General features: G+C 68.1%; 10 protein-coding genes and 1 pseudogene. 4 read left to right on the top strand and 7 right to left on the bottom strand.

The features are described from left to right. The 3 genes and pseudogenes from NBG84_RS21060 to NBG84_RS21050 all read right to left on the bottom strand — a co-directional run. Window positions 1–3,374, bottom strand: a 3,374-nt coding sequence (locus tag NBG84_RS21060; protein WP_250921085.1) for a GDSL-type esterase/lipase family protein, incomplete at its 3' end; no start/stop codon positions are given. A gap of 242 nt (window positions 3,375–3,616) precedes the next feature. Next, window positions 3,617–3,800, bottom strand: a pseudogene (locus tag NBG84_RS21055) (N-acetyltransferase); the annotation flags it as partial. Window positions 3,801–4,386: 586 nt separating this feature from the next. Continuing rightward, a complete protein-coding gene (locus tag NBG84_RS21050) occupies window positions 4,387–4,533 on the bottom strand; it encodes a hypothetical protein (protein ID WP_250921084.1) in 147 nt (48 codons plus the stop codon). A 374-nt stretch (window positions 4,534–4,907) separates the two neighbouring features. On the opposite strand from NBG84_RS21050, the gene NBG84_RS21045 reads away from it, so the two are divergent. The 3 genes from NBG84_RS21045 (at window position 4,908) to NBG84_RS21035 (ending at window position 7,172) form a co-directional block, all read left to right on the top strand. Further along, on the top strand, window positions 4,908–5,210 hold the full coding sequence (locus NBG84_RS21045) for a hypothetical protein (protein ID WP_250921083.1): 303 nt from the start codon (window positions 4,908–4,910) through the stop codon (window positions 5,208–5,210). A 506-nt stretch (window positions 5,211–5,716) separates the two neighbouring features. Further along, the gene (locus tag NBG84_RS21040; protein WP_250921082.1) at window positions 5,717–6,790 is read left to right on the top strand and encodes a hypothetical protein; all 1,074 of its coding nucleotides are present in this window, start codon (window positions 5,717–5,719) and stop codon (window positions 6,788–6,790) included. Next, the gene (locus NBG84_RS21035) at window positions 6,753–7,172 is read left to right on the top strand and encodes a hypothetical protein (RefSeq protein WP_250921081.1); all 420 of its coding nucleotides are present in this window, start codon (window positions 6,753–6,755) and stop codon (window positions 7,170–7,172) included. Before NBG84_RS21040 ends, NBG84_RS21035 begins: the two co-directional genes overlap by 38 nt. Before the next feature lie 207 nt (window positions 7,173–7,379). On the opposite strand, the gene NBG84_RS21030 is transcribed toward NBG84_RS21035, so the two are convergent. Further along, on the bottom strand, window positions 7,380–8,261 hold the full coding sequence (locus NBG84_RS21030) for an alpha/beta fold hydrolase (RefSeq protein WP_250921080.1): 882 nt from the start codon (window positions 8,259–8,261) through the stop codon (window positions 7,380–7,382). 1,034 nt (window positions 8,262–9,295) lie between these two features. Here NBG84_RS21030 and NBG84_RS21025 point away from each other — a divergent pair. Then, window positions 9,296–11,272, top strand: a complete 1,977-nt coding sequence (locus tag NBG84_RS21025) for a GTP-binding protein (RefSeq protein ID WP_250921079.1) — start codon at window positions 9,296–9,298, stop codon at window positions 11,270–11,272. Window positions 11,273–11,340: 68 nt separating this feature from the next. On the opposite strand, the gene NBG84_RS21020 is transcribed toward NBG84_RS21025, so the two are convergent. The 3 genes from NBG84_RS21020 to NBG84_RS21010 form a co-directional block, all read right to left on the bottom strand. Then, window positions 11,341–11,508, bottom strand: coding sequence for a hypothetical protein (locus NBG84_RS21020; protein WP_250921078.1), 168 nt, complete (start codon window positions 11,506–11,508; stop codon window positions 11,341–11,343). A gap of 85 nt (window positions 11,509–11,593) precedes the next feature. Further along, a complete protein-coding gene (locus tag NBG84_RS21015; RefSeq protein ID WP_250921077.1) occupies window positions 11,594–11,761 on the bottom strand; it encodes a hypothetical protein in 168 nt (55 codons plus the stop codon). A 177-nt stretch (window positions 11,762–11,938) separates the two neighbouring features. Then, on the bottom strand, window positions 11,939–12,535 hold the full coding sequence (locus tag NBG84_RS21010) for a hypothetical protein (RefSeq protein WP_250921076.1): 597 nt from the start codon (window positions 12,533–12,535) through the stop codon (window positions 11,939–11,941). Window positions 12,536–12,544: the final 9 nt, after the last annotated feature.

The following is a 12,544-nucleotide window of genomic DNA, read 5'->3' as shown; positions in this document are numbered from 1 at the left end:
GTGTACTTGTACGCGTCCACCGATCCGTTCGGTCCGAGCACCAGATACTCGGCCTTCCCGTCACCGTCGAGATCGACGTCGTAGTCACCACGGGCACCTGATACGGGCGGTGGCGGTGTGACGGGCACGGTCTCCGTGATCCAGTTCGCAGCGGCGGCCCGCTTGATTCCGGCGTAGAAGGCGTCTGCCATCTTGGCGTAGCCACTGCTGTTGGGGTGCAGGCCGTCCGCCAGATCGCTGTTGCCAATGGCGCTGAAGTCGGCCAGCTCCACCTTGCGGTTCTTGAGTTTCTGCGCCGCGACCTCACCCCTCAGCGCGGTGTTGAAGGCGTCCACCAGCGGTTGCATCGGTTGCCCATCTTTAGTCTTGCTGTTGGGCACGATGGGGGCGATGACGACGGTCATGGCCGGAGCGGCGCCGAAGATCTTGTCGAGCAGCTTTCCGACCTTGGCGGGGGCGTTGGCCCGGTCGACGTTGTGCTCGACGTTGTTGGACCCGATGTGCAGCGTGACCACGTTGGGCTGAGCCGCCACCATCCAGTTTTCGACATCCCTGGATATCTGCTCGACCGTCCAGCCCGAATAGCCCTCGTGTTTCTGACCGCCGTTTGTCCGGGAACCGACGAAGTTCACCTTGGCGGCGTCCGCGCCCAGTTTGTCGCGGAGGCCCACCCGATAGCCTTGGCAGTTCGGCCGATCCGCAGTCGTGGGGCAGCTGGAGTGGCCCACGCCGACGGTGATGGAGTCCCCGAGCGGCATCACGGCGAGCTCCGGAAGCGGATAGTGGGGCTCGGGGGCCTCGATCCGTTCGATGCGCCAGATCTGTTGGAGGTCGGTCTCGTCGCAGAGCCTGCGGCTCACCCACTTCCTGCCGATGATCCCCTCGGCGGGGTCCTGGATCAGGCAGGAGACGATCCGGGCGCCCGTGGGGTCGGGCAGATCGGTGACGAGAGTGCCCTCGTTCTCACTGAACCCGACACCCGAGAGCGTCCACCCCCGGGGCTGGTCGCCGAGGAACGCCCAGCGGGAGGAATCCGAGGTCAGATACCGCTTGTTGTGCTGGGCCTGGAAAGACATCCCGGCCGCGTCCCCGGGTATCTCGGGCATATTGCGCATGAGCCAGCGCTGGCTCTCCTTCGTATCGTCCTGCGGGGCGGTCACCGCCCAGGCGTCCGCGCTGCCGTCGTTCGCGTCCAGGACTTCGTTCGTCTTCATATTGCGGACGCGGACGAATCCCTCCCGGTCGCCCGGCTGCGATATCACCCTTGGCGTTCCGACGGAGAGGATGCAGCTGTAGGCGCTCCGCGGGAAGGAGGCCATGGAAGACGCGAGCTGGGTGAGGCAGTCCGACAGCACCTCCTGTCCGTAGGCGTTGGGGTGGATCGCCTCCTGCTGGTGGCCCTGTTGGTGCGGGCCGTTGCCGAACTCCGTGAGATACGGCACCCAGCGCACCCACTCGGCCCTGTCCCGGGTCACCCCCGCGTTGCCGGTGGACTGGGCGGCCGATACCGAGCACAGTTCGTGGCCGGCGAAGGTCTGCTGAAGATCCAGGAAGGTGGCCTTCGCCAGACCGGCCGCCGTGCGCAGCATGGAGCTGATCCTGGGTACCACCGAGTGGGCGGCCCAGTTCGAGTCGCTGTCACGGAAGGGGCAGCCGCCCTGGGCGTAGCGCGTGTAGAGGGGCCCCTGCGCGTAGCGGTTCTCACTGGCCGGGGCGATGGGGTTCGGGTAGGACTGGAGCACCAGACGGTAGCTCTCCGGGCCCCGGCCCTGGGCCCTCATGGTGGCCCGGATCTTCTCCAGGGCGGCCGTCACCTTGCCCCGGACGGTATCCAGGGCAGCGGCGAAACCGGGCTCCCGTGATGCCTCGCACGTGCTCGGGACCGGGTTCAGGTACTTGAGGGCGCAGTCCTTGATGATCCCGGAGAAGTCCAGGTCGTTGCCGCCGATGGAGAGCACGATGAGATTGACGTCGTTGTCCCTGGCCAGCTCCCCGAGTCTGTTGACCTGTGGTGCCTCCCCTTTGAAGCCCTGATCGATCACATGGTCGGTCGTGGCCCCGGAGCAGGCGAGGTTGAAGCGCTGCTCCCTGGGGATGTCGTCGACGTCGGACCCGGTGATCTCGGCGATGTCGGAGCGGTGGCAGCCGTTCCCGGGAGGGTCGACCGCGGTGTTCCCGTACACACAGTCCTCGCCCGGGGGGCAGTTCGCCCGACGGTCCGTGCCCCAGGCCCCGGCATCCGGTGTGTTGCCGTTCCCCGCCCAGCGGCCGCCCTCGCCGGAGATGAAGCTGTCGCCCATGGAGACGATCGCCTCCGCGCGTACCGCAGGCATCGGGCAGGGGTCGATGTCGGCCTGGGCCCCGGAGGCCACGGCCGGGGCGGGCGGGACCGTGCAGGCGCCCGGGTTCACGGTGGCCGTCGAGAAGACGACCGGACGGTGATCGCTGCCCCCTTGGATGACACGGGTGGCCCTGTACGCGTTCGCGGCACCCCGGGCGAACATGTAGTCGAGTTCCGCGCTGCTGGTCACCGCGCCGCGCTTCGACGCATAGGTGGCCCTTCCCGAGTTGATGATCTTTTCTCCGGGGTCCAGGACGAGATTGTCCTTCAGCGGCTTCTCGTTCGCGCTCGTACCCGGCTTGCCTGCGGCGAGGCGGTTGAAGTCCCCGAGAGCCGCCCAGTTGTTCTTGTGGGGGTCGGTGGCGCTCTCCTGCGCCATGCTGATGTCCTCGACCAGCAGGTCGGCGTTGTTGTCCCCGCGGGGTGCCTGGGTGGTGGCGTGGATCGAGTAGAACCAGGCGTCGACGTACTTCACGCCCAGTGCGAGGAACGGCAGCTTGTTCTTGCGGTCCTTCCGGGGCACCACCACACGGAGGTCCCCCGCTGCCAGCTGCCGCCGGGAGATGACCGCGATCGACCGGTTGCTGCTCTGGCGGTACTCGGAGTCCGGGTAGTTGTGCTTGATGCGGTAGAGGTGGAGGGTGGTCCCGTTCACGGTCCAGGCGGACTGATCGACCGTGGATGTGACCGGGTTCGCTCCGGGCGGGCTGTGGGGGTTGATGCGGTTCACGGTGATGGGGGTCCCCGGGGTGCCGGGAAGCGCGCTGTCCCGCACTTCCTGCAACGCCATCAGGGCAAGGTTCCTCCGAGTGACGATGGCGTGGGCCGCATCCAGATTGGCGCCCTTGGCGTGGGTGTTCCAGGTTCCCACGGCGTGGTCCGAGACGGCGGCCACCGCTGGCGTCGCCGGTAGGAAAAGGGCTTGGAGCAGTCCCACGAGCAGGCTGAGGCAGATCACCTGGGTCAGCGGGAGCCGCAGGGGTGCTCTTCTGGCCGACAGTCGGCCGGTGGTCCGTGCAGAGGGTCTTCTCATTCACAACCTCGTTCTGCGTCCGGGCATGGGCCGATGCCGGAGCAGGCATCGGTGTCATGATCATGCAGGAGCGGACCCCCGCCCCACATCGTGGAAAACCACGGTCTTCGCGGGGCGGGCGGTGAGGTGTGCGTCTCGTGGTACGGAGCCCCGGACGGCGGTGGGGTACGCCTCCGCCGACCGGACGCATGCCCCGAGCGGGATGCCTCAGACGGCCGGGCCCTCCCGCCCCCGACGCGGGCCAGCGGCAGCCCGGCGAGCATGACGGCGTAGAGCGGGGAGTCGGCGAAGAACTGCCGTTCACCGATCGGGCGGAAGCCCCAGGACTCGTAGAGGGCCTGCACCCGGGGGTTGTTCGGTGTCGACGAGCAGGACGGCGAGGTCCTCGTCGCGGGCGTCGAGCAGGGCCCGGGTCACCAGCTCAGCCTCTTGCGAGCCCACCTCCGGCCGCACGACCCGGGCCTGGTGAAGGTCGTCCACCCGGCGAACGGGGAGCGGGCGGACCTGGTGACGGTCACGGAAGCCGGCCGCACTCGGGGAGGACGCGATCCCCCCTCCCTGAAGTGGCATCCGGCTCGTTCGTCGTACGACCGCACGACCGTCAACCGACGGCGCTCGGTGACCTCCTGGAGGCGACTGTCGCGCGCCGAATCGGTGACAGCGGCGCATTCGGAGCCCGGGCCAGCGTCATGGTCACGGGAGAAGAACAGGTTCCGGGCGGCGGGAGGCCTGAATTCCGGCAACGGCGGCGGGAGCTATACGGCCAGGCCCCGCCGCCCCACACCCAGCCCCCAAACGCATCGAAGCCCCACCACCACCCAACTCAGAAAACACCCCCGCGGCGCGGGACCTACTTCCCCTGAGCGTCGATCGGCCCTGATGGGTCGTTGGCGAAGTGGCGTTCGCGGAACCGGCCTGTCGCCCGATGCCGGGTGTTCCGCAGCATCGGGCGCCCCGCAGTTGATGCGTGTGCCCAGGAGCCATGACCGGGGCACACAGTGTTCCGGGTTCGTCAGTAGGTGATGACTACGGCTCCGTCACCTCCGTTCTTACCGGCGGTGCCGTCCCCGACCCCCTCTCCGTCCGCGCCTTCCGCGCCCGAGACTTCGGCTCCCCGACCACCGTCGCCGCTTGCCGCCGCGGCCGTAGTCGTGATCATTGGGGATCGTCCGCACCGGCTGCTCCGCCCTTGCCGCCCAACTCGCCAGTGCCGACTTCGGTGTTGCCGGTGGAATCCGCGCTGCCGCTCTTGCGATGGGCGACGTGGCCTTCCCGGGAGCGGGAGAGGTGCCTGTGCAGGACAAGTCCCGTCCGGCGTAGCCGGGGCCGGAGCTGCGCACCCGACCCGCGCGCTTCTGTCGACGCCGGCCGCCCGTCGTGGATAGATCGGTGCACAGCGATCGGCGGCGTGGCCGGAAGTGGATCACTCGTCAGGTGGATAGCCGCATAAGCAGCGTTTTTCATGGATAGATTGCCCGGCGCCGGGCTCCGAAATGCGGGTCCGGACGTACGAGAACACAGGAGTAGCAGTCCATGACGATGATCCAGACCGGCAAGATCAGCCTCAGTTCGGACAACGCGGTCGAGACGGCCGGCGGCAACACCTCCACCTTCACCCGGGTGACCTTCCCTACCCCTTTCCCGGCAGGGTCCGAGGTCATCGTGCTGCCGCTGACGCAGACGTTCAACGGTCCGGACACCCCTGGCATCCGCGTCCACAACGTCAACGAGCAGGGCTTCCTGATCCGCCTCAACGAGGTCAGGGTCAACGCCAGCGTGGTGAGTGACGGCAAGCACACCACCGAGCAGGTCGGCTGGCTGGCCACCACCGTCTGAGAAACCCCGCGCACGTGAGCCGCCGACTGGCGTCCTGAGACGACGTCGGCGGCTCACCGCTGCTCTCGGTGAGAACGTTGTGGCCCCGGGGTTCCCGCACCCTCTGCCACTCACGTCCGAAACGGACTTGGGTACCCCAAGATGCCGATTGCCGTACTGCGGTGGTGGGCCAGGCCGGCCCGCATGACTCTGCGGGTGAGCGCCTCCACCGCCTGGGGCCCGAGAAGCAGGGATCAATCCCTGCTTTTCCGCGCTGCGGGAACTGACATGTCTTCTGCCGCGAGTGTTCCGGGAGTTGGGGGCGTGGGAGGTGCCGGTGGGGCAGGTCGCCCGCTGTCGCTGTCTGTCTCGATCGTGTTCCTCGGTACGTCATCTGATGCATTGACTCCACCGTTCCGGCGCGGTTGCATGCTGGTGGTCCTCCGGTGGGGAACCGGAGGCGGAACCTGCCTGGGGGAACAGTGAGAGGAAACCCGCACCGCGGCACGACAGGTACCACCAGGCGTATGCGGACCGTTCTGAGCGCGGCGACGGTCGCGGTCTTCACGGTCACGGCGGTGCCGCCGGGCGCCGCCGCGGCCCAGACGGGCGCCACGGGCGTCCGTGTGACCGGGGTGGAGAGGATCAGCGTCGCGACCGACGGTACCCAGGCCAACGGCCATTCCGTCGACGCCTCGATCACGCCCGACGGCCATCGGGTCGTCTTCACGTCGTCGGCGGGGAACCTCATCCCCGGCGGCACGACGGCGGCCAGAAGGGTGTACCTCCGCGACCGGCAGGCGGGGCAGACCACGCGGCTCGGGACCGAGGAGCCGCTCAAACCCCCGGGGATCAGCGGTGACGGAGGATTCGTCGGCTATCCGGTGCAATGGATGAGAGGCGAGATGATCCGCCTGCACCGGATCAGCACGGGAGCTTCGATCGGCCACAGCTGCACGGCCTACAACTGCGAGATGTCGGTGGGCGCGGACGGCCTGCGCCTGGCCTACAGCGTCCGCTTCAGGCCGCCGGAGCCCAACCAGCGCATCGAGGTCATCGACTGGGCCAGCAACAACACGTACACCATCGACATCATCCACAACACCCAGCCGTCGCGGCCGTCCCTCAGCGACGACGCCTACCACCTCGCCTACCAGGACGGCGGGGAGCAGGACGTCTTCGTGTGGGACCGGACCAACGGCACCCCCGCCGGCCCGATCGAGGGCCCCGCCAGGGCGGCGACACTCGTCCAGCTCAGCGACGACGGCAGCAAGGTCGTCTATCTCTCCGGCCCCGACACCTTTGTCTACGACACCGGTTCGGGTACCACTCAATCGGTGCCCAACGTGCGGGGCGTGGCCATCGATCCCACCGGCCGCTATCTGCTGCATGCCCCGTCGGGCACGGCGGGACCGTCGTCGCTCACCCTGCGCGATCTGCAGACGGGCACCGACGAGACCGTCTCCGCCCAGCCCGCCTCGGCCGGGATCGACGCGGTCAGCGCGGGCGGGCGCGATGTGGTCTTCCAGTCCGAGGCCGAGGACATCGTGCCCGGTGACACCAATGGGAGGACGGACGTCTTCCTCCGCAGCTTCCACTGACACCGCAACCAAATATGGAGATGAGGTACAGAACCCCGCGAAGCTGCTGCCGCCCACATCCCGTGATCCGCCGGACCGGCGGATCACCAACAACGCACGCCTCCACGCCCGGGAGATTCCGTCCGCAGCCGCACCACCGGGGCTGACACACCCCGACCCGGGGACGCTTCCCCCTGGCGGTACGGCCGCGGACGGTGTCCGGGTCTGGCTCAAGACCACGATGATCATCGTGCTCGCCCGCAAGCGGGTCAGCTACAAGATCGGCATCAAGAAGCGGGTGTACCAGGTCTACGTCTCGCATCAGTTCCGGAGCTGCAACGTCTCCAACTACTGGGCGAAGGTCACGGTGCCGGACTCCTACATGGAGACCAAGAACACCTGACATAGCTTCAGCCAGGCCCCGGCCCGTCAACGCGAAGACGTCTGCGGCCCCAGACCCCGAACAGACGAGTAGACGGGTCTGGGGCCACAGACGTCGGACCATCCCCGCTGCGCGGGGCCGACTACCCGAGCGGGCACCGATACCAGGCAAACCGTTTTCCTCCAGGCACTTGGCGTTGCCCAGGCCGCAGGTGCTGCGGACACCTACTCAGCTGGTGTGGGATATCACGGCGTCGATGAGCTCCGGCCAGAGCTCGCGGGGGCGGTCGTGGCCCATGTCGGGGATCAGCAGGAGTTCCGCACCAGGCACGAGCTCCGCAGTGCGCTTTCCGCCGCTGGGGGCGATCAGCGTGTCGTCCAGGCCATGGATCACCAGCGTCGGCACCCGCAGTTCACGGAGTGCGTCCGCGCGTGAACCGCTGAGGATCATCGCGCCGAGTTGCCGCCCGATCCCCGCGGGGTAGTACGAGCGGTCGTAGCTTGCGGCCGCCAGCTCACGCAGAGCCGCGATGTCGCCGTAGCGTTTGGAGGCCCACACCAGCTCCTTCTCCACCGCCGTGACGTATCCCTCGCGGTCCGTCGGTGTCGGGGTGAACAGCGCCGCCTGAGCCTCTGGGCTGGCCTGGCCGTATTCACTCTCGCCGGTCGAGGACATCATCGACGTCAAGGTCAGCACCCGCTCCGGGGAGGAGAGGGCCATCGTCTGGGCGATCATCCCGCCCATCGAGGTGCCGACCACATGGGCGCGGTCGATACCGAGCGCGGTGAGCAGGCCGAGTCCGTCGTCGGCCATGTCGCGAAGCCGGTAGGGAACCATCGAGAGGGCGGCGGGAATGTCACCCGAGCTGACGGTGGCGATGAACTTACCCATGTCGACAGGGTGCTCGTCGAATTTGGTGGACAGCCCGCAGTCGCGGTTGTCGTATCGGATCACGTACCGGCCGCGGTTCGCCAGTGCCCGGCAGAAGTCCTCGTGCCAGGCAAGCATCTGCGCACCGAAACCCATCACGAGCAGGACGGGTGCGTCCCCGGGGTCGCCGAAGCTCTCGTACGCGATAGACACCTTGGGAGACACGGCAACATTCGGCATACATGAATCCTGCCATGGGGCCGACCATGGAGCGCACCCATAAATCTGGTGCGTGACCTGCGCCTCTCCTGTTGATCCCCCATGACCCGCCGGACACGCCCCAGTTCGGCCGGATAGCCCGGGACTCCCTCAGCCGGGGCGCGGCAGGCTGCCCGGCCGGGGCCGGCTCCTCGCGCACTCCCGTGACGCCAGGCCCCGGGCCGACCCTCCTTGGCCGTGGTCATGGAGCCGAAATTGAGGAGCGTCCGCGCTACCCGGGACCGGCATGTCTCCAAACTCCACCAGGTGTCCGATCGCGTGACTATCCCCGCAGCGCGGGGCCGACACTTGTTGACCTGGGCTTTTGCTGGCGGTCATGAGGGTTTTCATTCAGTTGTGTTTGGTGCGACTGCGGGTTGTGCGTTGAGTGGGTGCACGGTATCGGTTGGGGAGTGGTCGGCGGTACTGGCTCCTGGCTGGGCCGTCTGGTCCGGGAGGGGCGCGGATCCTTGCGCGGAGTCCGAGGGCAGTGCGCACGATGTGTCCAGGGCCAGCCGAGGAGCCAGACGACGCGGACTTCGACGCGATCGGTGTACACGCGGTACGCGATCACCCGGACCAGCGCCGGCGGGGTCTTGACGGTTCCGGACGCTTTGCTGTGCTTGTTCGCCTCGATCCGGGCGAGGCAGCTGCCATCGGGCAGCACGTCCTGGACCCGGCGGGCCTTGAGCCGCTCGATTCGCCACAACAGGTGGGTGCCCTGTACGGGATCCCCCGCGACTTCCACGGCGCTGAGATCCGCCCCCGACTCCCAGGTGAGGCCAGTCGACCCTGCTGCCGGTTCATGCGCTTATGCCGTGATTCGATGTACATCAGGTGCTGGGACATGGCGTCTGCGGATACCCCGTGCGTGGCGGCCTGAATAATGAGGTGAGGCCCCGGCGAGGCCTCGGTAGTCTGCAGTGACGACGTGTGAAGGAGAAGTGGCGTGCCCCGAAAGATCCGAGTTGCTCCGGTTATGCAAGCGAAAACCGAAGAACTAGGGACTGCACGTCATGAACACCGTGAACATCGGCATCCTGGCGCACGTTGATGCCGGTAAGACCAGCCTGACCGAGCGGCTGCTGTACAGCACCGGCGTCATCGACCGGATCGGCAGGGTCGATGACGGTGATACCCAGACCGACGCGCACGAGCTCGAACGCCGGCGCGGCATCACCATCCGGTCGGCGGTGGTGTCCTTCACCGTCGGCGACACCAAGGTCAATCTCATCGATACCCCCGGCCACCCGGATTTCATCTCCGAGGTGGAACGGGCCCTCGGCGTGCTTGACGGAGTGATCCTCGTGATCTCCGCCGTCGAGGGTGTCCAGGCGCAGACACGCCTGCTCATGCGCACCCTGGCCCGGATACGCATGCCGGTGATCATCTTCGTCAACAAGATCGACCGCGCGGGTGCCCGCTACGGAGACCTGCTGGAATCGATCCGTACCGAGCTGGCACCCTCCCTCGTGGCGATGACCCGGGTCGAGGAGCCCGGCACCCGCCAGGCGCGCGCCCTCCTCCGCCGGATCGGGGAGGAGGGTTTCACCGACGAGCTGGCCGAGGTCCTCGCCGAGCACGACGACCGCTTCCTGGCCCGCTTCCTCGGCGACGGCCCGGCGCTCACCGCGTACGACTACACCGACGAGCTGGTCCGCCAGACCGGTGGGGCGTGGGTGTGCCCGGTGTTCTTCGGCTCGGCCGTCTCCGGAGCCGGCATCCCTGAGCTGACCCGCGCGGTCACCCGTTTCTTCGCGGGCACCCCTGGTCAGGCTGGTGAGGGGTTGCGGGCGACGGTGTTCAAGATCGAACGTGGTTGGGCCGGGGAGAAGATCGCCTACGCGCGCGTGCACTCCGGCAAATTCAGGGCCCGCACCGCAGTCTCCTTCTACAGGCGCAACCGGCAGGGCGCTCTGACCGAGCTGACCGGTCGGGCGAGCGCGGTCGAGGTCTTCGACGAGGGTTCGGCTACGGCCGGGAGAGATGCGGTCGCGGGCGACATTGCCAAGGTCAGGGGCCTGAAGGGGGTCCGGATCGGTGACCAGGTTGGTACTGCGGATGGTCTGCGGGAGCAGCACCTGTTCGCGTCGCCGAGCCTGGAAAGCATCGTGAAGGCCACCGCGCCGGGTGCCACGCCCGACCTCTACGAGGCACTCTCGCGACTGGCCGATCAGGACCCGCTGATCAACGTCCGCAAGGACGACAGCGAGCAGGAGATCGCTGTCTCCCTCTACGGGGAGGTGCAGAAGGAGGTGATCAAGGCGACCCTCGCCGAGGAGTACAAGCTGGACGTCGAGTTCGAGGGCACCCGCACCATCTGCGTGGAAAGGCCGGCCGGGACCGGGGAGGCGGTCGAGGAGATCGACCGCAAGGGCAGGAACCTGTTCTGGGCCACGGTTGGACTGCGGGTCGAGCCTGGTGAGGTGGACTCGGGCATCGTTTTCCGCCGGTCGGTAGAAGTCGGCTCGCTGCCCCATGCGTTCCACAAGGCGATCGAGGAATCGGTGCGCTCGACACTGGCGCAGGGCCTGTACGGGTGGGAGGTGATCGACATCGTGGTGACCCTCACCCACAGCGGGTTCGCCGCCCCCGTCAGCGCTGCGGGGGACTTCCGCAAGCTCACCCCGCTGGTCCTCATGAACGCGCTCCGCCAGGCCGGGACCCGCGTCCTGGAGCCCGTCAACGCGTTCGAAGTGGAGGTACCGGCCGAGAACATCAGCAGCGTCCTGCTGAACCTCGTCGAATGCGGGGGCACACCTCACACCACCACGGCGCGGGGCAGCACCTGCCTGGTCGACGGGGTCATCCCCGCCCGGACCGTCCAGGACTTCGAGCAGCAACTGCCCGGCCTCACCCAGGGCGAGGGCACCCTCCACACCCGCTTCCACAGCTTCCAGCCGGCCCCCACTCCGGCCCCGGTCCGCCGGAACAGCGGCATCAACGCCCTGGACCGCAAGGAGTACATGCTCCGGGTCTCCGGCCGGATCTGAACCCGCACCCGGCCCCGACCTCGCCCAGGGGCGGGGCCGGCCTGCTCAACCGGACAGCACGTTCGCGCTCAGGGCCAGCCGAGGAGCCAGACGACGCGGACCTCGACCCGGGCGTCGATCACGCGGTAGCCGATCGTGACTCCGGCGGATTTCACGGCGAGTTTCCGCAGGGCGTCCGGCCCGCTGCCTTCCGGTGTGCCCACCGCGAGGGGGTTCGTGGACAGCTGTCCACGCATCGCCTCGTGGATCGCGCGGTGCGCCGCTGCGGGACGAGGCCGGCCAGGGCGCGCTGGGCCTGGGGGTTGAGGACGGCCTTGTACGTCACGCCGCCTCCCCTTCGTCCCGGCGCTCGTAGGGGTCGGGGTCGTACTCGGCCATGACGACGTCGAGCGGGACGCCGTTGTCGATCCCGGCCTCGTCGTCGGCGACGGCCTGGAAGATGTCCGGGTGGACCTTCGCCATCCACTCGACCCGGTACGCGCTGATCACGTCCCACACCCACCGCGCGCAGAAGCTCCTCGCCCTCACGGTGGAACGGCGCGGCCTCCAACTCGGCGGCGAAGGCGGCCAGCAGGTCGGGCCACGGAGCGAGGGCGGTCTTCAGCTCGCCGATGCTCTGGGGCCCCTCGTCCGCATCCAGTTGGTACGGCGAGCGGGTCGGGTCACTCATCGTGCTTCCCTCCGGGTCGGTGGTGGGCACCCCTCAGTGTCGTCCCCGGGCCGCCTGGAACCGGCACCGCTCACTCCATCAGATGACGTTGCTGTCCTGCCTGATGACGCCGAACCGCGGGTCGGTGGCCATCGGGGCTGGACGTCGTCCTCATCGATGTCGTGGCCCTGCAAGGTCAGCCATCGCCTCACGGCCGCGCGCTCGAAGGTGGCCCGGGTGATCTCCTCGGCCGATCCCTCACCCTCCAAGCTCTTGACGATCGAGTTGAGCTCCCCCTCGGTCGCGAACTCGAGCAGCCAGGTCGGGCCCAACCCCGCCAAGCGCTGCTGCTCGGCCCAGGCCCGCCGCTGGTCGGCGATCTCGCGCCCGATGGCCGGTGCGTCGTGTTCGGCGGCGATCCGTTCGTAGTGCTGGAAGTACGCCTCCAGCATCCGGTGGACGATGACTTCGTCCTCGGGGTCCGTCCGCATGGCGTCCTTGCTGCGGACGGCCGTGAGCTGCGCCAACGCCTTCCGCCGGATCTTGCTGGCCCGCGCGGCGGCCTGGAGCATCTCCTTCTGGGCGTCGCCCTCGGCAGCTCCCCCTGCGTGCAAGCAGGACCG

This window comes from Streptomyces albipurpureus (assembly GCF_023701525.1).
Taxonomy (GTDB): Bacteria; Actinomycetota; Actinomycetes; order Streptomycetales; family Streptomycetaceae; genus Streptomyces; species Streptomyces albipurpureus.
The sequence above is the reverse complement of the archived record's forward strand: the minus strand, read 5'-3'. Positions and strand labels throughout refer to the sequence as shown.

Coding starts and splice junctions, on each gene's coding strand:
- NBG84_RS21050 (WP_250921084.1), bottom strand. CDS start 4,533: ATGATCACGACTACGGCCGCGGCGGCAAGCGGCGACGGTGGTCGGGGA.
- NBG84_RS21045 (WP_250921083.1), top strand. CDS start 4,908: ATGACGATGATCCAGACCGGCAAGATCAGCCTCAGTTCGGACAACGCG.
- NBG84_RS21040 (WP_250921082.1), top strand. CDS start 5,717: ATGCGGACCGTTCTGAGCGCGGCGACGGTCGCGGTCTTCACGGTCACG.
- NBG84_RS21035 (WP_250921081.1), top strand. CDS start 6,753: ATGGGAGGACGGACGTCTTCCTCCGCAGCTTCCACTGACACCGCAACC.
- NBG84_RS21030 (WP_250921080.1), bottom strand. CDS start 8,261: ATGCCGAATGTTGCCGTGTCTCCCAAGGTGTCTATCGCGTACGAGAGC.
- NBG84_RS21025 (WP_250921079.1), top strand. CDS start 9,296: ATGAACACCGTGAACATCGGCATCCTGGCGCACGTTGATGCCGGTAAG.
- NBG84_RS21020 (WP_250921078.1), bottom strand. CDS start 11,508: ATGCGTGGACAGCTGTCCACGAACCCCCTCGCGGTGGGCACACCGGAA.